20 protein-coding genes are annotated in these 21,099 nt (G+C 66.1%); 7 read left to right on the forward strand and 13 right to left on the reverse strand.

Annotated elements, in window-relative coordinates; translation table 11 throughout:
- Nucleotides 1–45: 45 nt before the first annotated feature.
- Together ATO11_RS10055 and ATO11_RS10060 are read right to left on the reverse strand one after the other, a co-directional pair.
- Complete coding sequence (locus tag ATO11_RS10055; protein ID WP_050530740.1) at nt 46–810, reverse strand: ion transporter; 765 nt, start codon at nt 808–810, stop codon at nt 46–48.
- A gap of 68 nt (nt 811–878) precedes the next feature.
- Nucleotides 879–1,754, reverse strand: a complete 876-nt coding sequence (locus ATO11_RS10060; RefSeq protein WP_050530741.1) for an SDR family oxidoreductase — start codon at nt 1,752–1,754, stop codon at nt 879–881.
- A gap of 76 nt (nt 1,755–1,830) precedes the next feature.
- On the opposite strand from ATO11_RS10060, the gene ATO11_RS10065 reads away from it, so the two are divergent.
- Nucleotides 1,831–2,451, forward strand: a complete 621-nt coding sequence (locus tag ATO11_RS10065) for a class I SAM-dependent DNA methyltransferase (protein WP_050530742.1) — start codon at nt 1,831–1,833, stop codon at nt 2,449–2,451.
- A 5-nt stretch (nt 2,452–2,456) separates the two neighbouring features.
- Here ATO11_RS10065 and ATO11_RS10070 read toward each other — a convergent pair whose 3' ends face one another.
- Both ATO11_RS10070 and ATO11_RS10075 read right to left on the reverse strand, forming a co-directional pair.
- Complete coding sequence (locus ATO11_RS10070; protein ID WP_050530743.1) at nt 2,457–3,422, reverse strand: sterol desaturase family protein; 966 nt, start codon at nt 3,420–3,422, stop codon at nt 2,457–2,459.
- Between the two features lie 45 nt (nt 3,423–3,467).
- Nucleotides 3,468–4,481: a LacI family DNA-binding transcriptional regulator gene (locus ATO11_RS10075; RefSeq protein ID WP_050530744.1), complete on the reverse strand. Its 1,014-nt coding sequence runs from the start codon at nt 4,479–4,481 to the stop codon at nt 3,468–3,470.
- Between the two features lie 83 nt (nt 4,482–4,564).
- Here ATO11_RS10075 and ATO11_RS10080 point away from each other — a divergent pair, with 83 nt between their 5' ends.
- A complete protein-coding gene (locus ATO11_RS10080) occupies nt 4,565–5,713 on the forward strand; it encodes a phytanoyl-CoA dioxygenase family protein (RefSeq protein WP_050530745.1) in 1,149 nt (382 codons plus the stop codon).
- A gap of 9 nt (nt 5,714–5,722) precedes the next feature.
- Here ATO11_RS10080 and ATO11_RS10085 read toward each other — a convergent pair whose 3' ends face one another.
- The 3 genes from ATO11_RS10085 to ATO11_RS10095 are packed head-to-tail and all read right to left on the reverse strand — an operon-like array spanning nt 5,723 to nt 9,205.
- Complete coding sequence (locus ATO11_RS10085) at nt 5,723–6,640, reverse strand: DMT family transporter (protein WP_050530746.1); 918 nt, start codon at nt 6,638–6,640, stop codon at nt 5,723–5,725.
- A 53-nt stretch (nt 6,641–6,693) separates the two neighbouring features.
- Nucleotides 6,694–7,851: a TIGR03862 family flavoprotein gene (locus ATO11_RS10090; protein ID WP_050530747.1), complete on the reverse strand. Its 1,158-nt coding sequence runs from the start codon at nt 7,849–7,851 to the stop codon at nt 6,694–6,696.
- A gap of 19 nt (nt 7,852–7,870) precedes the next feature.
- Nucleotides 7,871–9,205: a mechanosensitive ion channel family protein gene (locus tag ATO11_RS10095; protein ID WP_050530748.1), complete on the reverse strand. Its 1,335-nt coding sequence runs from the start codon at nt 9,203–9,205 to the stop codon at nt 7,871–7,873.
- A 107-nt stretch (nt 9,206–9,312) separates the two neighbouring features.
- On the opposite strand from ATO11_RS10095, the gene ATO11_RS10100 reads away from it, so the two are divergent.
- From ATO11_RS10100 to ATO11_RS10115, 4 genes are all read left to right on the forward strand, one after another.
- Nucleotides 9,313–9,606 carry an HNH endonuclease family protein gene (locus ATO11_RS10100; RefSeq protein ID WP_050530749.1) on the forward strand — a complete coding sequence of 98 codons (294 nt, stop codon included), beginning with the start codon at nt 9,313–9,315 and terminating at the stop codon, nt 9,604–9,606.
- 78 nt (nt 9,607–9,684) lie between these two features.
- Nucleotides 9,685–10,128, forward strand: a complete 444-nt coding sequence (gene msrB, locus ATO11_RS10105; protein WP_050530750.1) for a peptide-methionine (R)-S-oxide reductase MsrB — start codon at nt 9,685–9,687, stop codon at nt 10,126–10,128.
- A complete protein-coding gene (msrA, locus tag ATO11_RS10110) occupies nt 10,125–10,631 on the forward strand; it encodes a peptide-methionine (S)-S-oxide reductase MsrA (protein WP_050530751.1) in 507 nt (168 codons plus the stop codon). The genes msrB and msrA overlap by 4 nt, the downstream gene beginning before the upstream one ends.
- A gap of 235 nt (nt 10,632–10,866) precedes the next feature.
- Complete coding sequence (locus ATO11_RS10115; protein WP_082176247.1) at nt 10,867–11,355, forward strand: DUF995 domain-containing protein; 489 nt, start codon at nt 10,867–10,869, stop codon at nt 11,353–11,355.
- 34 nt (nt 11,356–11,389) lie between these two features.
- Here ATO11_RS10115 and ATO11_RS10120 read toward each other — a convergent pair whose 3' ends face one another.
- The 6 genes from ATO11_RS10120 to ATO11_RS10145 all read right to left on the reverse strand — a co-directional run bounded on the left by ATO11_RS10120 (nt 11,390) and on the right by ATO11_RS10145 (nt 19,588).
- A complete protein-coding gene (locus tag ATO11_RS10120) occupies nt 11,390–12,301 on the reverse strand; it encodes an ABC transporter permease (protein ID WP_050530753.1) in 912 nt (303 codons plus the stop codon).
- 88 nt (nt 12,302–12,389) lie between these two features.
- Nucleotides 12,390–13,703 (reverse strand): ABC transporter permease, encoded by a 1,314-nt coding sequence (locus tag ATO11_RS10125; RefSeq protein ID WP_050530754.1) that lies wholly within the window; start codon nt 13,701–13,703, stop codon nt 12,390–12,392.
- Between the two features lie 90 nt (nt 13,704–13,793).
- The gene (locus ATO11_RS10130; protein WP_050530755.1) at nt 13,794–14,867 is read right to left on the reverse strand and encodes an ABC transporter substrate-binding protein; all 1,074 of its coding nucleotides are present in this window, start codon (nt 14,865–14,867) and stop codon (nt 13,794–13,796) included.
- 105 nt (nt 14,868–14,972) lie between these two features.
- Entirely contained in the window at nt 14,973–16,064 is a 1,092-nt protein-coding gene (locus ATO11_RS10135) for an ABC transporter ATP-binding protein (protein ID WP_050530756.1), read from the reverse strand.
- A gap of 142 nt (nt 16,065–16,206) precedes the next feature.
- Nucleotides 16,207–18,138, reverse strand: a complete 1,932-nt coding sequence (locus ATO11_RS10140; protein WP_134643092.1) for a cytochrome c3 family protein — start codon at nt 18,136–18,138, stop codon at nt 16,207–16,209.
- 67 nt (nt 18,139–18,205) lie between these two features.
- Entirely contained in the window at nt 18,206–19,588 is a 1,383-nt protein-coding gene (locus ATO11_RS10145; RefSeq protein ID WP_050530758.1) for an aspartate aminotransferase family protein, read from the reverse strand.
- 101 nt (nt 19,589–19,689) lie between these two features.
- Here ATO11_RS10145 and ATO11_RS10150 point away from each other — a divergent pair, with 101 nt between their 5' ends.
- Complete coding sequence (locus ATO11_RS10150; protein ID WP_050530759.1) at nt 19,690–20,970, forward strand: acetylornithine deacetylase/succinyl-diaminopimelate desuccinylase family protein; 1,281 nt, start codon at nt 19,690–19,692, stop codon at nt 20,968–20,970.
- The last annotated feature ends 129 nt before the right edge of the window (nt 20,971–21,099 follow it).

A 21,099-nucleotide genomic window follows, 5' to 3' on the forward strand; every position in this document is an offset into this window, starting at 1 on the left:
TAGGTCTTGCAGGATCAATGCCCCCGGCCCGCCCTCCGTTCCGTCCTACTTTTCGGCGAGCCGCTTCTCGATCGCTTCAAGCCGCCGCAGAACCTCGTCCCGGTAGGTGTCGGTCGCCGCGTTCGACTCTTCGGCATGCGCGTCGTGCATCGAGTTCACGATCAGACCCACCAGAAGGTTCACGACCGCGAAGGTGGTCACCATGATGAACGGGACAAAGAACATCCAGGCGTAGGGGTAGACCTCCATCACCGGGCGCACGATCCCCATCGACCACGATTCCAGCGTCATGATCTGGAACAGCGAATAGGCGCTCAGCCCCAGCGTGCCGAACCATTCGGGGAAGGCGCTGCCGAACAGCTTCGTCGCCATGACCGACCCGATGTAGAAGATGATCGCCATCAGCAGGAACACGCTGCCCATGCCCGGCAGCGCGGTCACGAACCCCTCGACCACCCGCCGCAGGCGCGGCGCGGCAGAGATCACGCGCAGCACCCGCAGGATCCGCAGCGCCCGCAGCACCGACAGGCCCTGCGCGGCGGGGATCAGCGCGACGCCCACGATCACGAAATCGAAGATGTTCCAGCCGTTGCGGAAGAAACGCGTGCCGTAGGCCACCAGCTTGGCCCCGATCTCGGCCACGAAGATGGCAAGGCACAGCCGGTCGAGCAACTCGATCAAGCCACCCGCCCGCGCCATCACCTCGTCCGAGGTTTCAAGCCCAAGGATCGCCGCGTTGAACAGGATCACCCCGATGATCCCGTTGCGCACCCATGCCTGTTCCAGAAATGCCGCGATCCGTGCCCGCATCAAACCCTCCGCTCGTCGCCCCGCGATATGGCGCGTGGGTGCGGGGCGCGCAAGGGCGCGTCGGGCGGTCAGTGATCGCGTTGCGGCAAGGTGCCGTCATCTTCGGCAAGCATCGCCGCCAACCCCTCGCGGTAGCTGGGATAGCGCAACGTGACGCCCAGTTCCTCGCGGATGCGCGCGTTGCTCACCTTCTTCGAATCCGCGTAGAAACTGCGCGCCATGGGCGACATCTCGGCGGTGGCGAAATCCTCTTCCGGCGGCAGCGGCAGGCCCAGCAGTTCTGCGGCGTGGCCGATCACGTCCTGCGGCGGGGCCGGGTCGTTGTCGCACACGTTGTAGACGCGCCCCGGCGACGGCTGCGCGATGGAGGCGGCCAGCACCTGTGCGATATCCTCGACATGGATGCGGCTGAACACCTGCCCCGGTTTGACGATCCGCCGTGCCGTGCCGTTGCGCACCTTGGCAAAGGGGCCACGACCCGGACCATAGATGCCCGCCAGCCGGAAGATGTGCAGCGGCAGCCCAGGGATGGCCTGCCAGCGCCGCTCGGTCTCAAGCCGCATCTGCCCGCGCTTGGTACCGGGGTGCAGCGGGCTGTCCTCGTCCACCCAACCGCCACCGTGATCGCCATAGACCCCGGTGGTGGACAGATACCCGACCCAAGTCAGTCGCGGCGCCTCTTCCGCGATCGCGTCGGCAAAATCACGCAGCACCGGGTCCCCGGCATCCCCCGGCCCGGCCGAGATCAGGAGATGCGTCGCGGCGCGGATGTCGGCGGTCAGGTCGGTGCCCGGCCAGAGCCGGGGCTCGACCCCCTCGCGCGCAAGGTCGGCCAGCTTGTCGGCCGACCGGGTCGTGCCGATCACCGTCCAGTCGTCGCCAAGGACGCGGTGCAGCGCCCGCGCGGAATATCCGTGCCCGAAGGAAAGAAGTGTCTGTGACATACCCACGGTACATGACGCCCGGCATGGGCGCGCGCAAGGCTTGATCGCGGGGCAGCGGTGCTGCCATGGTCCGGACATGCCCAGGAATTCACCAGACCTGTCCTCTGCCTACGCGCTCGACGGTGCGGATGCCTCGCGCCGGTTATATGCCGAGTGGGCCGAGACCTATGACATCACCTTCGCCGCCGACATGGCGTTCCTGATCCCCGGTCACGTGCGGGACCTTTGCGCGCGACACGGGGCGCGCGGCCCGGTTCTGGATATCGGCGCGGGAACGGGGCTGGTGGGCGAGGCACTTGCGGCCGAGGGCATAGGCCCGGTCGACGCCATCGACCTGTCGCCCGAGATGCTGGAAGTCGCACGGGCCAAGGGCGTCTACCGCGCGCTGCATGCCGCCGACGTGACCCGGCCGCTCGACCTGCCCGGCGGCTATGCCACGCTGGTCAGTTCCGGCACCTTCACCCATGGCCATGTCGGCCCCGACGCCCTGCCGCACCTGCTGGAAGCCGCCGCACCCGGTGCGCTGTTCATCCTGTCCATCAACGCCGAACATTTCGCCGCCCACGGGTTCGACACGGCGCTGGACGCCCTGCCCGTCACCGACCTGATGTTCGAGGATCGACCGATCTATGGCGCCGGTGCCAAGGGTGACCATGCGGGTGACCTGACGCGCATGACGATCTTCCGCCGCGCCTGAGGCGTCTACCCCGCCTGCCGCTTGCGTCCGCGCAACCGCGCCCGCGCCTCCGGCGTGCCATCGTCGAAGGTGCCGAACCACATGTCCCACGGCACTTCGAGCGTGCCGTAATTCACCTCGAAATACCGGTGATGCAGCTGGTGGTGGAAATTGCCCAGATGCAGACGCTTGCGCCCACCGGCCCAGAACCCTTCGAACCCGGTATGCGTCGTGATCGCGTAAAGCGCGTAGAACATCAGGTGCGTGACAAGGTGCAGCGGGTGGGTGGGCACCACGAAATGGATCAGCGCAGTGCCGAAATAGAGGACATGTTCAACCGGGTGCATGGACAGGCCCGACCACGGGCCGACATCGGTGTTCCGATGATGCAGCGCGTGAAAGCGGTAGAACGGCCCCCAATGCAGCAGCCGGTGGATCCAGTAGAAGTAAAAGCTCTCCCAGATCGGGATCAGGAAGAACACCGCCACGAACCAGACCGGCGATTGCGACCATGACGTCACCGGCGCGTACCCGTTCGCCATCGCCCACCAGATCAGCGCCTCGTACAGCGTCCACAGCGTCACGCCGCTGGCCAGCGTCCACAGCATGTTGTCCTTCAACTGGTCGTCCAGCGTGAACATGCGGCCCCGGCGCGGATAGGGGCGCGGGTCGTACTTGTGATCGGGGCCCTGCCAGCCGCGCCCGTGAAAGACCAGGTGCAGCCCGTGCGCGACGCAGAATGCCAGCGCGAGGTTGCGCAGCCAGATCACCCCGATCCAAAGGCCGGGCGTCGCGGCCTCGGCCAGGGTCGGGCTGGCATAGGTATAGGCGAGGATCGCCAGCAGCAGGATCGCGACATTCGACGTCCACGGCAGCCACGCCCCCGCGTACCACGCCAGCACGTCCCGCAGGACAAGCGGACGCCGCCATAACGGGCTGACCCGGATCGGCATATCCTCGGGCGTGTGGTTCCAGTCCTTGCGCGTGCTCATGCCGGTATCAAAGCCCGAATCCCGTGGCCCATGCAAGCGCGGCGGTTAGGCAGGGACATTGTACCGCGTGACAACCTGCACCTCGGCCATGCCCGTTGCCTGCGCAGGCGCCAGACCATGCCGCGCTGTGATCAGGCCGAAGGCGCGCGCCATATCCGCCGTTAGGTCGTGGTGCAGGACATAGGCCAACCGCCCCTCGGCCAGCAGCGCCCGGTTGTCCGCATCAAGATCATGCGCGACGAACGTGGCGGGCGTCATGCGCAGATCGTCCAGCACCCGCAGGATCGCGCGATTGCCGCCCCCCATCGAGTAGACCGCGTCGATCCTCGACTGATCCGCCAGTGCGTTGGCAAGCGCACGGGTGGTTTCGCCCTCCACCCCGCCGCCCCCGCTGAACGACACGATCCGCAAACCGGGGGCGAGCGCGTGCAACGTCTCCCGAAAGGCCGCGAACCGCGCCGCCTCCCCGGTGAAATCCTCCTGGCTGCGCGAGGCAAGCACGGTCCCTTCACCACGCAGCGCCTGCGCGATCAGGAACGCCGCCGTGCGCCCCGCATTGGCGTTGTCGAGGCCCACGTAGCCCGCACGTTCCGTCCCGGTAAGGTCGGTCACCAGCGTCACCACCGGAATACCCGCCCCTTCGAGCCGCGCCACCATCGCGCGCACCTCCATCACGTCCCGCGCCTTGAGGCACACACCTTGCGTCCCGCGCTTTAGAACCCGTTCCAAAATGTCCACGACCTCTCCTACCGTCATCACCTCCTGGAAGGCGAAACGCGGGCGGATCACGGCACCGGGCACCTGCGGCGCGATGCTTTCAGCGGCCTTGCGGATTTCGCGGCTAAACCGGTGCGGCGCCTCGGCAATGATGTCGACGAACACGCGCCGCCCGCGCGCGGCCAGCTGCGCCTCCTGCGTCGCCAGCTCGTCCAAGGCCGCCGCCACCCGCGCCCGCGCCTGCGGGCTCACATGCGCGCGCCCGTTCAACACCCGGTCTACCGTCGCGGGGCCAAGGCCCGCCTGACGCGCGATTTCCTTGATGGGGAAGCGATGGGTCATTTGATGTGTTTCTGATGTGTTTTGAAGCGCCGATCAACCTCTCCGCTGCTAGGATCATCGCAGCACGCACTGGAGGAGCCGCCATGACCGCCGGATATTACACGGCCGATGCCTGCAAGCTGGAAGACTTCGCCGCGATCACCGCGCAAGAGGTGGACGCCGCGATGATCCCGAACGCGGCAGACGTCATCCACCGCATTCCCGTCTACGACATGGCCGCTCTGCCGCTGGCCGAGCACCGGCAACAGATCATGGCGGAATGGGCGCAGGTTCTGCTGAACGGCCCCGGCGCGCTGGTCTTGCGTGGCGGCTGCCCCGACATGGCTGCCATCGACGCGGCGACCGACATCTACACCCGCATCATCGCCGCCGAAAAAGCCGAAAGCGGCGCCAAGGCCGACCACTTCGCCGCCGGCACCAATGACCGTATCTGGAACTCGCTCCAGAAACTCTGCCTCGCCGCGCCCGAGGTCTTTGCCGCCTACTTCGCCACCCCCGCAATCGACGCCGTGTGCGAGGCGTGGCTGGGGCCGGGATACCAGATGACCGCGCAGGTGAACCTCGTCTATCCCGGCGGCGCGGCGCAGCAGGCGCACCGCGATTACCACCTCGGCTTCCAGACCGCCGAACGCTCGGCCCGGTATCCGGCGCATGTGCACGACCTGTCACCGCTGATGACGCTGCAAGGCGGGATCGCCCATGTCGACACCCCCGTCGAAGGCGGCCCGACCAAGCTCTTGCCCTTCTCACAAACCTACCGCCCCGGATACGCCGCGTGGCGCCGCGACGATTTCCGCGCGCATTTCGAAAAGCATTGCGTGCAGGTGCCACTGGCCAAGGGCGACGCGGTGTTCTTCTCGCCCGCGCTCTTCCACGCCGCCGGAGAGAACCGCACCTCCGACCTCAAGCGGCTGGTGAACCTGTTGCAGATCTCCTCTCCCTTCGGCTGCGCGATGGAAGAGATCGACCGGGTCGCGATGTGCAACGCGCTCTACCCCGCTCTCCTGAAAGCCTGCCGGTCGGGCGCGGTGACCGAGGCGCAGCGCGACGCCGTGATCGCCGCCTCCACTTATGGCTACAGCTTTCCCACGAACCTCGACACCGACCCGCCCGTGGGTGGCCTTGCCCCCAAGACGCAGCCAGAACTGATGCGCGAAAGCCTTGATGCCGGGATCACCGCCCGCGCCTTTTCCGAAGCGCTGGATGCGCAGGAAGCCAAGCGCCGGGCGTGACCCGCCCCCTTACCCGTGCGGGGATTTCAGGCTCCGCGCGGTCCCGCGCTTCAGCCCCAGCGCGCGTTCGCGCCAGATGATCGCCACGCCGGCCCCGATCACCACCGTGGACCCCGCCAGCATGACCGCCGTCGGCACCTCTTCGAACACCACGTAGCCGATGATCAGCGCGAACAGCATCGACGCGTAATCGAACGGCGCGATCAGCGAGGCCGGCGCGTGGCGATAGGCGGTCGTCAGGAAGATCTGCGCGATCCCGCCCACGATACCGGCACCGATCAGCATCGCCGCATCCGCCGGGCCGGGCATCACCCAGCCCCACGGCAACGTCACGAGCGACAACAGCGTGCAGGTGAGCGAGAAGTAGAACACGATGGACGAGGTCGTCTCGAACTGCACCAGCTTGCGGATATACACCTGCGCCAGCGACCGCAGCGCGGCGGATGCCAGCGCCAGCGCCGCCCCTATCGCCGCCAGCCGTTCCACATCGCTCCCGATGCTCAGGCGCGGCGACAGAACAATCAGGACACCCACCAGCCCCACCAGAACCATCGACCAGCGAAACAGCCGCACACGCTCTCCCAACAGCCACGCGGCCAGCGCCACGGTGATGAGCGGCGCGGCATAGCCGATGGCGGTAACTTCCGGCAGCGGCAGCATCCCGAGCGAGGCGAAACTCAAAACCATCGCCGCCGCTCCCGACGCGCCGCGCCAGAAATGCCCCCAGCGCGACTTGACCCGCAGCCCGGTCGCAACCTCGCCCTGCAGGACCAGCCAGACAAGGATCACCGGAATGGCAAAGAAAGAGCGGAAGAACACAGCCTCGCCCGGCGGCACGACATCCGCGGTCGCCTTGATGAGCGACGCCATGATCATGAACAGGAACACGGCGGTGAGTTTCAGTGCGATACCGCGCAGGGGAGACATGCGCCGACACTTGCCGCACGGGCAACGAAGGTCAATGCCGGGCGGGCGGTCTCTTACCGCAAGGCCCGCGCGGCGGCGTGGCGTCCGGCCCAGCGCCCGGTCGCAAGGCAGGCCGTCAACAGGTAGCCACCCGTGGGCGCTTCCCAATCCAGCATCTCGCCACAGGCATACCACCCCGGCACGTCGCGCAGCATCAGCCCGCCCGTCAGCGCGTCGAACCGCAGCCCACCGGCGGTCGAGATCGCCTCGTCCATCGGCGGCGGGCCCTTGTGCGCCACCGGCAAGGCCTTGAGGAGCGGGGCAAGTTCGTCCGGCAATGGCCGCCCGAATTCGTACATGAGAGCGCGCTTGACGGCAGGCAGGCCCAGCGTCTTGCGCAGGTGGGTCGACAGGCTCGCCTTGCCGCGCTTCCGCGCCAGCCGCGCCCGGACCGCGTCGACCGACAGATCAGGCATCAGATCAAGCGTAAGGGTCGCGCCCTCGCGTACCGGGCGGGACACGGCGTAAAGGCCCCCGCCTTCGATCCCGCGAGCGGTGATGACGATCTCTCCCGGCAGGCTCACATCCCCCGCGCTCAGCCGCAGGGGTTTGACCGGCGTGCCCGCATGCTCGGCCATCTTGTCCGACCAGTCGACCAGAAGACCCATGTTCGACGGCTGGAAGGGCGCGACGCGGTCGCCCATCCGCGCGGCCCACTTGCCGTCCGATCCCAACCGCGCCCAAGACGCGCCGCCCAGCGCCATGACCACCACGTCCCGCTCCAGCCGCACCTCGCCCTCAGGCGTGTCGAACAGCGCCTCTCCCGGCGCGCCGATCCACCGCCAGCGCCGGTTCAGCACCACGCCCATCCCGTCGAGCCGCGCAAGCCATGCCCGCAACAGCGGCGAGGCCTTCATCGCCTTGGGAAAGACCCGGCCCGAGGATCCGACGAACAGCGCCTGTCCCAGGTCCTCGGCCCATTCCATCACCTCGATAGGGCCGAACTGCGCGACCATCGGCGTGACGCCCGCGCCGTGATAGGCCGCCAGCACGGCATCGCCGGACTCGTCCTTGGTCAGGTTCAGCCCGGACTTGCCCGCCATCAGGAACTTGCGCGCGGGCGACGGCATGGCATCGGCCACGGTGACCGCCAGCCCGGCCCCGGCCATGACCTCTGCCGCCATCAGGCCAGCCGGGCCCGCGCCGATCACGAGTGCCGTTGCTCTGGTCATGGCAGACGCCGTCCCCGCCTCAGGTGCCCGGCACCTTGTCCATGCCCTTCAACTCGACCACGCGCTGCGGATAGGGAATCTCGATCCCTTCGGCCTTGAGCGCGTTCCAGATCAGGAACAGCACGTCGGAGGTGTACTTGTTGGGGCCGTCATCGATCCCGTTCACCCAGAACTCGACCGCGAAATCCACGCCCGACTCGCCGAAGCCCCGCAACTCGCAATCCGGCGGGAAGGGTTCGTCCAGAACGCCGGGATGCTTGGCCACCGCCGCCTCGACCAGCGCGGGCACCTCGTTGATGTCGGTGTCGTAGCTGACGGAAAACGGCGCCTCGTAGCGGTTCGAACTGCCCTGGTCGGAATAGTTGGTGACGCGGGTGGTGATGAAATCCTCGTTCGGGACGACGATCCACTTGCCATCATAGGTTTCCAGGAACATCGCCCGCGCGGTCGTCTTGACGATCGTGCCCGACTGCCCGTCATCCAGCTCGACGTAATCGCCGACCGTCGCCTGCCCTTCGAGAAGCAGGATCACGCCCGAGATGAAGTTGGCCGCGATCTTCTGCAGACCGAAGCCAAGCCCGACACCCACCGCGCCACCCAGCACGGCGAGCGAGGCGAGGTTGATCTCCATGATGTTCATCAGGACAAGGAAGGCGATGCCGAAGATCGCGATCTCCGCCGCCTTGACGGCCAGCTGCCGCTGCGCCGGGCGCATCTCGTCCTGCGCGTTGATGTAACCGCTCGACTGGTCGTTCGACCAGCGGCCCATCCAGAAGATCAGCCCGCCGATGATGATGAACTGCACCATCCACAGCAGGTCGAACGACATGTTGCCCAGCGGCACGATGGTGGTGCGCAGCTTCTCGATCACGAGGTCGAGCAGGCCCAGGGCATACAGCCCCGCGACCGGCACGAAGAAGAACCGCGCGATCAGCTTCAGGAACGGGTCGCGCACCATGTCGCGCGCGAAGGCGCGCACGGCGAGGAACAGGAAGACCCGCTTGCCGAACGCGATCACCGCACCGGATTCGAAGATCGACCGCACGATCTGTTCGCCGATGGCGGTGAAGACGAAGGCCAGAAGCGGCAGCAGAAGCGGCAGGAAGCCACCGATGAACCGCCGGATCGTGGCAAGGATGCCCGTCTGGTCCTCGGCCGGTGTCAGCAGGCGCGACAGGACCGGTTGAACCTGGCGGTTGACGAACCATGCGAGGAGGAACGCTGCAAGCAGCAGCCCGAACTGCGACCATGCCGCCGGGCTCAGAAGCCAGGTCTTGGAGATGTCCCAGGCCTGCTGGGCATAGCCCACCGCCTGCTGCACGAATTCCGGCTGGCTGGCCAGATCGAATTCCATAACGTGTCCCCCCGCGGTCCCGCGTGCGTCTATGCTATGTCTACCGGTCCCACGAATGGCAAGCCAAGGATTGACGCGGCGTCCGCGCTGCGGCCCTATCCGTCGCCATGAGCGACCCCGTCTGCCCCCTGTGCCTGCGCCCGATCCCGCCCGGCGTTCCGCAATCGCTGCACCACCTGGTCCCCAAGCTGAAAGGCGGCAAGGGCGGGCCGACGGTGCTGTTGCACCACATCTGCCACCGCGAGATCCACGCCACCCTGACCGAGGCGGAACTGGCCCGCGACTATGCCACGCCCGAAGCGTTGCGCGCCCATCCCCGGCTTGCGAAATTCGCGGCTTGGGTGGCCAAGCGCCCGCCATCCTTCGCGTCGCGCACGACCGGCGGGCGGCGCAAACGCTGACCTCACCCCGGCGTGATCGCCGCTTGGAAATTCGCTCCGCCACGCCACATAATGAGGCGACCGCCGAAGGAGGGCTGCATGACCGACTACCACAAGGACCCCGACGCCATCGCCGCGCTGACCGAAGAGCAATACTGGGTCACGCAGGAAAGCGGCACCGAGCGTCCGGGCACGGGCCAGCTTCTGAACAACAAGGAGCCGGGCATCTATGTCGACATCGTCTCGGGCGAGCCGCTGTTCGCGTCGTCCGACAAGTACGAGTCGGGCTGCGGATGGCCGTCCTTTACCAAGCCGATCGACAACGTGACCGAACACCGCGACCTCAGCCACGGCATGGTCCGGGTCGAGGTGCGTTCGAAACACGGCGACAGCCACCTCGGCCACGTCTTCCCCGACGGACCGCAGGACCGGGGCGGGCTGCGCTATTGCATCAACTCGGCCTCGCTGCGCTTCATTCACCGCGATGACATGGAAGCCGAAGGCTATGGCAAGTATCTCGACCAAGTGGAGGACGTGACATGACGACCGAACGCGCCGTTCTGGCAGGAGGCTGCTTCTGGGGCATGCAGGACCTGATCCGCAGGCTGCCGGGGGTAGAAAAGACGCGGGTGGGCTATACCGGCGGCGACGTGCCGAACGCGACCTACCGCAACCACGGTACCCATGCCGAGGGGATCGAGATCATCTTCGACCCGTCGAGGATCAGCTTCCGCGAACTGCTGGAATTTTTCTTCCAGATCCACGACCCGACCACGCTGAACCGGCAGGGCAACGACGTGGGCATGAGCTATCGCTCGGCCATCTACTATGCCGACGAGGCCCAGAAAGAGACCGCGCTCGACACCATCGCCGACGTCAATGCCAGCGGCATCTGGCCCGGCAAGGTGGTGACCGAGGTCGAACCCGTGGGCGATTTCTGGGAGGCCGAGCCGGAGCACCAGGATTACCTGGAACGCTTCCCCAACGGCTACACCTGCCACTTCCCGCGCCCGAACTGGGTGCTGCCCAAACGCGCCGCGGAATAACCCGCCGCAGGTTTGTGAAACTGGTCTCGGGGCGCAGATGCGGCCCGAGACATCAATGGCTTGGCGCAACTCGTGCCAGTTGGACGCAACATGCCTTGTCGTGGACTGAACACCGCCTGAGCGGCTCCGGCGCGGACCGCCGGATTCACGCTGTATTCACGCTTGCCGCGGGGTGCGTGGCGGGAAAACGGCCTCTGGCGTACACTGAACCCACATTTTCAAGAAAGGGTTCGCCATGTCCATTACCAGGATTTCAATCATTTCCGCCGCCTTGGTTCTCGGCGCCGCCACGGCCTTTGCCGACCCCAAGCCCAAGAACGCCAAGATCACCGACAGCCAGACGGTCGCCAATTTCTACGCCGGGACCTCGCGCATCTGGACCGGTTGCAAGGGCGGGGTCTATTTCGGCGGCGGGTTCGAGGCCACGGCCTATTGCAACAAGCAGGGCCCCGCGGTCGCGGTGGGCAAATGGTCGGTCAAGAAGGGCGTGATCTGCTCCAACCTGACATGGTTCTGGAAGGAAGGCAGCGGCGTCGGGTCCAAACCCGGAGACCGCCCGAACTGTATCGCCCATGTCACCGATGCCGAGGGCAACATCTGGCGCCGCTGGAACGACGATACCGACTGGTGGCGGCTTCAGCCGATCAAGGACGACACGAAGGCCAAGAAGGGCAACGCGTTCAAGGGCAAGATCAGCCGGATGCGCCGCAAGCTGAACGTCTGAAACAGGCGGGGTGCGCGCGCGCCGCGCACCCAACCTAGCCCGGAGACAGCCCGCGCAGACGTTCAGAGCGGCGGCGAAGCAGTTCCACCGTCGTCAGCAATGCGATCGAGATGATCACGAGCAGCGTCGCAACCGACAGGATCGCGGGGCTGATCTGTTCGCGGATGCCATTCCACATCTGGCGCGGGATCGTCTGCTGGTCATGCGCCGCGATGAACAGCACCACCACCACCTCGTCGAACGAGGTCACGAAGGCAAAGAGCGCACCCGAGATCACGCCCGGCAGGATCAGCGGCAGGGTGATCGAGAAGAAGGTCTTCGACGGCGATGCGCCCAGCGACGCCGCCGCGCGGGTCAGCGAATGGTCGAACCCCACCAGCGTCGCCGTCACCGTGATGATCACGAACGGGATACCCAGCGTCGCGTGCGCAAGGATGATCCCGGCATAGGAGTTGGCCAGCCCGGTCTTGGAGTAGAAGAAGAACAGCCCCGTCGCCGTGATGATGATCGGCACGATCATGGGCGAGATCAGCACTGCCATGATGGCGCGGCGGAACGGCATTTCAGGACGCGACAGGCCAAGCGCCGCCAACGTGCCCAGCGCCGTGGCCACCAGCGTCGAGAAGAAGCCGATGATGACCGAGTTCTTCGCAGCGTTGATCCACTGTGCATTCTCCCACGCATCCGACCACCAGTTGCCGTCCCGCGGTGCCTCGGGCGCCTGCATCCCGAAGGTCAGCAGCAGGTCGTACCAGCGGGTCGAATACGCCTCGGGATCGAGCTTCAGCATGCCCTCGGTGAAGGTGAAGTACGGCTCGGCGTTGAAGCTGAGCGGGATCACGATGAGGATCGGCGCGATCAGGAACAGGAAAATCAGCGCGCAGATCACCTGGTAGGCGCGGTGCCAGACGCGTTCGAGCGTGGAGGCGTGGGTCGGAAGGGCCATCAGCAGGCTCCCTGTTGCGAGCGCCGGGGCGCTGCCCCGGACCCCGAGGTATTTCTGAACCGAAGAAGGACGGACGCGCGCATCTTGGTTATCCCAGCTTGAGGTTGTCGATGCCGATCAGCAGGTCGTAGAGCCAGTAGAGGACAAGGATCCCCGCCAGCAACAGACCCGCAAGCGCGGCGGCGAGCGACCAGTTGAGCGATTTCGTCATGTGGAAGGCGATCAGGTTCGAGATCAGCTGGCCATCGGCGCCGCCCACGAGGGCGGGGGTGATGTAGTAGCCGACCGCGAGGATGAAGACGAGCAGCGCACCGGCGCCGATGCCGGGGATCGTCTGCGGGAAGTAGATGCGCCGGAACGCCGTCCACGAAGTCGCGCCCAGCGACCGCGCGGCGCGGACATAGGACGGGTTGATCGGCCGCATGACCGAGTAGAGCGGCAGCACCATGAAGGGCAGCAGGATATGCGTCATCGCGATGATCGTGCCGATCTGGTTGTACATCATCTGGATGCGGTTCTCGTCCGCGAGCAGGCCTGTGCCCACCAGCGCGTCGTTCACCACTCCCTGGCTTTGCAGCAGCACCATCCATGACGTCGTCCGCACCAGCAGCGACGTCCAGAAGGGCAGGAGGACGAGGATCATCAACAGGTTCGAGTAGCGCAGCGGCAGCGTCGCCAGCATGTGGGCGATCGGATAGCCGAGGACGAAGGTCAGGAAGGTGATGAGGATCGACAGCATCAGCGTGCGCATGAACAGCTTGACGTAGAGCTTGCGTTTCTCGTCCACCGCCTCGACCGATCCGTCGACGGCGCGGGCCTTGTCGATGGCGGCGAGGTAGAAGTTCATCGTGTAGGCCGAGGAGGCGTTGCGCATCGCGGCCCAGACCGTGGGATCGGCCCATTCGTCATCGACGTCGAGCAGCGCCTCCTTGTAGGGCGCTTCCAGCTTCTTGGCCTTGCGCGCGGACTTGGTGAACAGCGACCGCGAGCCGGAGCGTTCGTAGTTGATCCGCGTGCCCGCGATGCCCGCCGCCTTGACCTCGCGCAGCACGACGAGGTCCTTGGCCAGCGCCTCGTAAGCCGCCTCTTCCGGTTCGGTCCCGCGCGGGTTCTCGTCGAACCAGTTGCGCAGGTTGACCATGATGGGCGTCGTTTCCTTGGTCGTCACGTCCGTCTTGTAGACGAAATCGGGGTTGTAGACCGACTGGTGCAACATCTGCCCGATGGGCACGACGAAGGTCAGCAGGACAAAGAACAGCAGCGGCGCGACAAGGTAGAACGCGCGGCGTTTGGAGCGCGCCTGCGCCGCGGCCAACGCGACCTTGAGCGGCTTGCCGTCGGCAGTTGTCAGCTTTTCCTGTGATCCGCGCATCTGCGCGACATCGGCGGTCATGTCGGCCATGTGGGCCTCCGGATGGCGTCCTTGGCGATGGAGCGACACGCGCTCCACGGCGAAGGAGGGGCAGGCCGCACGGGCCTGCCCCAACCGGGATTATTGCGAGAGCCAGGCGTTGAAGCGCTCGTTCAGCTCGGCGTCGTTGTCGACCCAGAACTCGAAGTTGTTCACGAGGGCGTTCTCGAGGTTGGCCGCTGCCGTGGGCATGTGCGGAGCCATCTCGGTCTTGCCGTCGTTGAAGAGGCCCACCAGAGCACCGGACGACTTACGCGCGGGACCGTAGGAGATCCACGACGCCTGGTCGGCCAGGCGCTGCGTGTCGGTCGAGAAGGCGATGAACTTCAGCGCTTCTTCCTTGTTCGGCGCGCCTTTCGGGATCACGAACAGGTCGAAGTCGAGGATCTGACCGTCCCAGACCACTTCGAGCGGCTGGCCTTCGGCCACGGCGGCGTTGAAGATACGGCCGTTATACGCGGTCGACATGACGACTTCGCCGTCTGCCAGCAGTTGCGGCGGCTGTGCGCCGGCTTCCCACCAGACGATGTCGCCCTTGATCGAATCAAGCTTGGCGAATGCACGGTCGACGCCTTCGTCGGTTTCCAGAAGGTCATAGACTTCGCCCGCGGGCACGCCATCGGCCATCAGGGCCATTTCCAGCGTTGCCTTGGCCGACTTGCGCAGGCCGCGCTTGCCGGGGAATTTCGCGGTGTCGAAGAAATCACCGATGGTAGTCGGCGTGCCGTCGACGTTGGCGGTGTTGTAGGCATAGACGGTCGACCACACGATGTTGGCCACCGCGCAATCCTGCAGCGCGCCTTCGATGAAGTCGTCCTCGGCCGAGGTGCCGTCGGGCGCGTCGGGCAGGATCGACAGGTCGATCTCTTCCAGAAGGCCTTCGTCACACAGACGCACGGCGTCCGAGAATTCCACGTCGGCCACGTCCACGGTCACGTTGCCCGCTTCGACCTGCGCCTTGATCGGGGTCGCCGGGTTGTCGCTGTCGACCGAGTTCACGGCGATGCCGAATTCCGCGGTGAACGGCTTGTGATAGGCTTCAACCTGCGACTTCGTGTAGGCGCCGCCCCACGACATAACGGTCACTTCCTGTGCCGCTGCGCCGAAGGCAACACCGCCAAGCGCGGTCGCCAGCAATGCAGTCTTGAGTTTCATTGTCTTCTCCCTTTGCAGCCCTTGGAACGTCTGACCGGGTCTGGGCTGCATGGCCCCGGTCGTGAACGGCGCGCGGGGAAGTGGACCCCGCCCGCGCAAGTGAACTCAGGCCGCGTCGAGCGCGCGGCAATCCTCGGCCAGCCAGCCGATCTGGATCTTCTGACCCGGCTCCATGCGGGTCTGTCCGGGCGCGTTGCGGGTCTTGACGATGAAATCGTCGTTGCCCGCGACGGACAGGCGCGTGCGGAAGATATCACCCATGTAGATGAATTCCTGCACCTCGGCCTCCAGCGTGTGCGCACCCTCGGGCAGCCGCGCCGTGTTCATCTCCACCCGTTCGGGACGGATCGACACGCGCGTGCGCTCGCCGGGATTGTGCACGTTGACCGGCTTGGCGTCGATGATCCGGCCATCGTGCAGCTCGACCTCGGCGATGCCGCCGCTGATCGCCTTCACGCGGCCTTCCAACGTGTTGTTCTCGCCGATAAACTGGGCGACGAAGCTGTTTTCCGGCTCTTCGTACAGCTGGTCGGGCGGGGCGAGTTGCTGGATCACGCCATCGTTGAACACCGCGACGCGGTCGGACATCGTCAACGCCTCGGTCTGGTCGTGGGTCACGTAGACGGTGGTGATCCCCAGGTCATGCGCAAGGCGCGTGATCTCGAACTGCATCTGTTCGCGCAACTGCTTGTCGAGCGCACCCAGCGGTTCGTCCATCAGGACAAGCTCGGGCTCGAATACCAGCGCGCGCGCCAGTGCGATCCGCTGCTGCTGGCCACCTGACAGCTGCGCCGGGCGGCGATTGCCGAACGCGCCCATCTGCACCATGTCGAGCGCGCGGCGCACCTTGTCCTCGCGCACGGACTTTTCCATGCCGCGCACTTCCAGCGGAAAGGCGAGGTTCTCGTTCACCGTCATGTGCGGGAACAGGGCGTAGTTCTGGAACACCATGCCGATGCCGCGCTTGTGCGGCGGGATGTTGTTGATCTCCTGCCCGTCGAGGCGGATTTCACCATGCGTCGCGGTCTCGAACCCGGCGAGCATCATGAGGCAGGTCGTCTTGCCGGAACCGGACGGCCCCAGCATCGTCAGGAACTCGCCCTTGGGCATCGTCAGGTTCAGGTCTTTGACGACAAGCACTTCGCCGTCATAGCTTTTCTGCACGCGATCGAATTCGACGAAAGCGGTGTCGGTCAAGTGGTTCTCCCCTGTTCGCGTGGTCTGCGCGCCTCGCTGCAGGGGAATAGAACGCCTGTTGACCCGAATGGCAAGTTTTCATCCGCGCTTTGGGCAGATTGCCCGCGCATTGTTGGATTTCAGGGCGAACGCCTGCCCACGGCTACTCGCGGTAAAGTCGAGCCTCCCCTGCGCGGCCCACCCGATCCAGCAGATCGGCCAGCGCCGCGCGATTCCCTTTTGCCCGCGGTTCGATGCGGAGAGAGGCGAAATAGGCCTCGATCGCCGCACCTTCATTGCCCACCGTCCGCTCGATCAGGCCCAGCATCGCCCACGCCCGCCAGTTCGTCGGCTCTTGCGCCAGAACCTGGTTGAGGATGGTACGCGCGTCACCCAGTTGCTGCTCTTGCCGCAGAATCGAGGCGAGGTTCATCAAGGGCGTGGTCATCTCGGGATGCGTCCGGGCCAGATCGGCCAGCATCCGCTTGCCCTCCGCCTTGCGCCCCGCCGCATAGCGGACCAGCCCCACATTGGCGATCACGTCGGGCACGTCGGGCGCGCGGGCCAGCACCTCGTCGGCGATGGCCGCCGCGTCGCGATACCGCTTCTGCTTCACCAGCGACTTCAACGCCAGCAACCACGGTTCATAGGCGGTCGTCTTCTCTGACCGGATCAGGTTGGCCAGCGTGGTGGCTGCGCCGGTCTGGCGCGCGCCGTCATAGGTCAGGATCGAACTCAGGATGTATTGCATCCGCGTGTTCTGCTCCATGCCGGGCAGCGCATCATGCAGATCGACGTTGACGACCTGCGGCGCGTGTTTCGGCAGCCGCGCGACCAGCGCCTCCAGCGGGCCGGGATCGCGGGTGACCAGATGATCGGTCATCGTCACCTCGATCACGTCCTCGGTCCGGCGTTCGGGCATGTGGCAGGTGGTGCAATCCGCGTCCGCCGCGACGGCGGGATGCGGCTCCGCGCTCGCCATCACCGGCAAGCCCTCGGTATCCGTTTCGTGACAACTCAGGCACTTGGTCCGGTAATACTCCGCGCGATCCTCCACCGCGATCTTGCGGTGCGGGTTGTGGCAGGTGGTGCACCCCAACTCGCCTTCACTTTCGATGAAGCACGCCGACTGTTCCAGCCGGTAGGGATGGTGGTTGATGTCGAACCGGTCGGCCTTCTCCCGGTCGCCATCCTGAAAATCCATGTTGAGGAAGTGATCGGTCAGCGTATCGCCGGGGCGGAAGCTGTAAAAGCCCTGCCCGTGCCGCACCTGTCCCTGGATCGTCACACCGGGTTGCAGGTGGCAGGCATAACAGACGTCCCGCGCCCGGTCGCGCGGCAGGTCGGCGGGATCGACAATGGCGGCGATCGTCTCGGCGATCGGGGCCTTGTCGACCAGCGCCAGCCGCACGTGATCGGCCCCCGGCCCGTGACACCGCTGGCACCCCAGCCCCTCGGGCAGAGCGGTCGGGAAGACGTTTGGATACCCGGCCCGGTCCGCGGTCTCGGGCACCTCGGCATAGGCGTTGTGACAGGTCATACAGTTGCGCTGCACCGGACGGGCAAGGCCCGCGTGGTTGGCATCCTCGAACCCCGGCGGCATCGCCCATGTCCCGCTTTGACTGTACCACGCCAGCGGCAGCTGCAGGAGCTTCCCGCTCGGTTCCTGGATCAGGTAGACCCGACTGTGATTACCCGATCCCATGACCCAGTCGACGGGTGCGTCGAACCGGTCAAGCTCGGTCCCGTCCGCCGCCTCCCGCCAGCGCGAGAACAGGTAGGTCCCGTCCTGCCAGCGCATCGTGTACCGATGCCCCGTGGCCTCGTGCACGAACGGGATCGCTTCAAGGTCCTCGATCACCCGCGACCGGCGCGGTTTGTGAAAGGCGCGGGCCATCCCGACCTCGGCATAACTCGCCGCGATCCCCTCGTGACACAATTCACAGGTCTCATCGGGCACGTATCCCGCGGCCGCACCTGTCGTGACGTGGATATCCTCCGCCGCCAGCTTGGCACGGCTTTCGTCAAAGGCATCGGCGCTGGCCGCGCCCGCAAGGCTCAAACCCAGAAGAAATCCCGTCAGACGTCCGATCATGCCCGCGCCCCCGTCATGCCGCAACCTTAGCGGCGTGCGCGCGCCTCGGGCAATCGCGATTATCGCGTCACAGCATTCCGCGCCGCGACAGTTCCGCCTGTCCGTCATCCAGCGCCATGGTCGCCCGCGCGATCAGCAGGTCGATCTCGTCCCGGCTGATGATCAGCGGCGGAGAGATGATCATCCGGTCGCCCACCGCCCGCATCACGAGGCCATTGGCGAAACAGGCCTCCCGCACCGCCATTCCAGCCTCGCCCACCTTGGCAAAAGGCGCGCGCGCTGCCTTGTCGGGGGTCAGCGCCAGCGATCCCATCATCCCGCAGATGCGCGCCTCACCGACCAGCGGGTGCTCGGCCAATGTCGCCCAGCGCTCGGCAAGATAGGGCGCGGTGTCGGTCCCCACCCGCTCGACAATGCCTTCCTCGTCGAGGATGCGCAGGTTCTCCAGCGCCACGGCCGAAGCGACGGGGTGTCCGGAATAGGTGTAGCCGTGGTTGAACTCGGTCCGCGACAGACCTTCGGCCACGCGGTCGCTGACGATCGATCCGCCGATCGGCTGGTAGCCCGATGACAGGCCCTTGGCGATGGTCATGATGTCGGGTTGCAGGTCGAGCGTCTGGCTGCCGAACCAGTTGCCGGTGCGCCCGAAGCCGCAGATCACCTCGTCCGCGATGAACAGGATGTCACGCTCGGCCAGGATGCGCTTCACCTCGGGCCAGTAGCTGTCGGGCGGGACAATCACGCCCCCCGCGCCCTGGATCGGTTCGGCGATGAAGGCGGCGACCTTGTCCTCGCCGATCTCGTCGATCTTTTCGGCCAGCTGCCGCGCCCTTGCGATCCCGAACTCCTCGGGGCTCATGTCGCCGCCCTCGGCCCACCAATGGGGCTGGTCGATATGCACGATCCCCGGAATGGGCATCGCCCCCTGTTCGTGCATGTAGGTCATCCCGCCCAGCGAGGCCGACCCCATCGACGACCCGTGATAGGCGTTCTTGCGCGAGATGATGACCTGCTTCTCGGGCTTGCCCTGCGCCGCCCAGTAGGTGCGGACAAGGCGGATATTGGTGTCGTTCGCCTCGGACCCGCCGGCGGCGAAGAAGACGTGGTTCAGATCGCCGGGCGCCAGTTCCGCCAGCCGTTCGGCCAGCGCGATGGCGGGCACGTGGGTCGTCTGGAAAAAGGTGTTGTAATAGGGCAGTTCGCGCATCTGCGCGGCGGCGACCTCGGCCAGTTCGTGGCGGCCATAGCCAAGGTTCACGCACCACAGCCCCGCCATCGCATCAAGGTAGCGGTTGCCGTCGCTGTCCGTCAGCCACACGCCCGACGCGCTTTTGATCACCCGCGCGCCCTTGGCCGCCAGCTCGGCATTGGCCGTGAAGGGATGCATGTGATGCGCGGCGTCCAGCGCCTGCAATTCCGCCGTGGGCAGGTGGTTGGTGATCTTGTTCATGGTGCCTCCAGTCGCGCCGATATGAGAGCCGCCCCGCCCCGCCGTCAAGAGAGCATGGCGGCGCGCTTGATCTTGGCCTCGCCGCGCGCCACGCTGCGGACATGACCGCCGCGACCTTCGCCCGCATAGACGCCGCCCGCGACGACCTGATCGCGCTGACGCAGGACCTGATCCGCATCCCCACGCTGAACCCGCCGGGTCACGCGTATCTCGAGATCTGCGAATACCTCGACCACCGACTGCGCGGCGCCGGGTTCGAAACCCGCATGATCCGCGCCACCGGCACGCCGGGAGACAGCGACCGCTACCCCCGCTGGAACATCGTCGCCCGGCGCGAAGGCGCGCGCGGCGGGCCTTGCGTGCATTTCAACTCCCATCACGACGTCGTCGCCGTCGGCGAAGGCTGGACCCACGATCCCTTCACCGCCCCCCTGATCGACGGACGCATCTATGGCCGGGGCGCATGCGACATGAAGGGCGGGCTGGCCGCGTCGATCATCGCGGCCGAAGCCTTCATCGCCGCCTGCCCCGACTGGCAGGGCGCGGTCGAGATCAGCGCAACGGCAGACGAGGAATCCGGGGGCTATGGCGGCGTCGCCTACCTCGCCGAACAGGGCCATTACGCCCATGTCGATCACGTCATCATCCCCGAGCCCCTGCACAAGGACCGCATCTGCCTGGGCCACAGGGGCGGCTGGTGGGCCGAGATCGAGACCAAGGGAGAGATCGCACACGGCTCCATGCCCTTCCTCGGCGATTGCGCCGTGCGCCACATGGGCGCGGTGCTGGCCGAGTTCGAGGACAAGCTCTTTCCCGCCATGGCCCGGCGCCGCACCGACATGCCCGTGGTGCCCGAAGGCGCGCGGTCATCAACCATGAACATCAACGCCATCCACGGCGGCCAGCCCGAACAGGATGCCGATTTCACCGGATTGCCCGCCCACAACGTCCCCGACCGCTGCCGCATCCAGATCGACCGCCGCTACCTGGCCGAGGAAAGCTATGACAGTGTCAGGGGCGAAGTGGAGGCGCTTCTGGACGGGCTGAAAACAAGCCGCCCGAAATTCGACTACACGCTGGACGAGATCAACCACGTCGCCCCGTCGATGACCGACCGGGATGCACCCGTGGTGACGACGGTGCACAAGGCGATTGAAGAGGTGCTGGGCCGTGCGCCCGACTACGTGGCCTCACCCGGCACCTATGATCAGAAGCACATCGACCGGATCGGCAAGCTGCAGAACTGCATCGCTTACGGCCCCGGCGTTCTGGAACTGGCGCACAAGCCCGATGAATGGGTCGGCGTCGACGACATGATCGACAGCGCCAAGGTCATGGCCCACGCCCTGCACCAGCTTCTCGGCCCGCCCGCGTCCGACTGATGCGCATCCCGCGGTGCACGTATTTCGAACCATCCACGGCACCATTGCGGACCTCGCCACCGCTTCCCATTGCGAAGCGCCTGCTACTTTGATGTTATCAGGCAGGATTCGGGCCGGCACAACGCGCCC

Origin of the sequence: Pseudaestuariivita atlantica, from assembly GCF_001205715.1 — a bacterium.
Classification (GTDB): domain Bacteria; phylum Pseudomonadota; class Alphaproteobacteria; order Rhodobacterales; family Rhodobacteraceae; genus Pseudaestuariivita; species Pseudaestuariivita atlantica.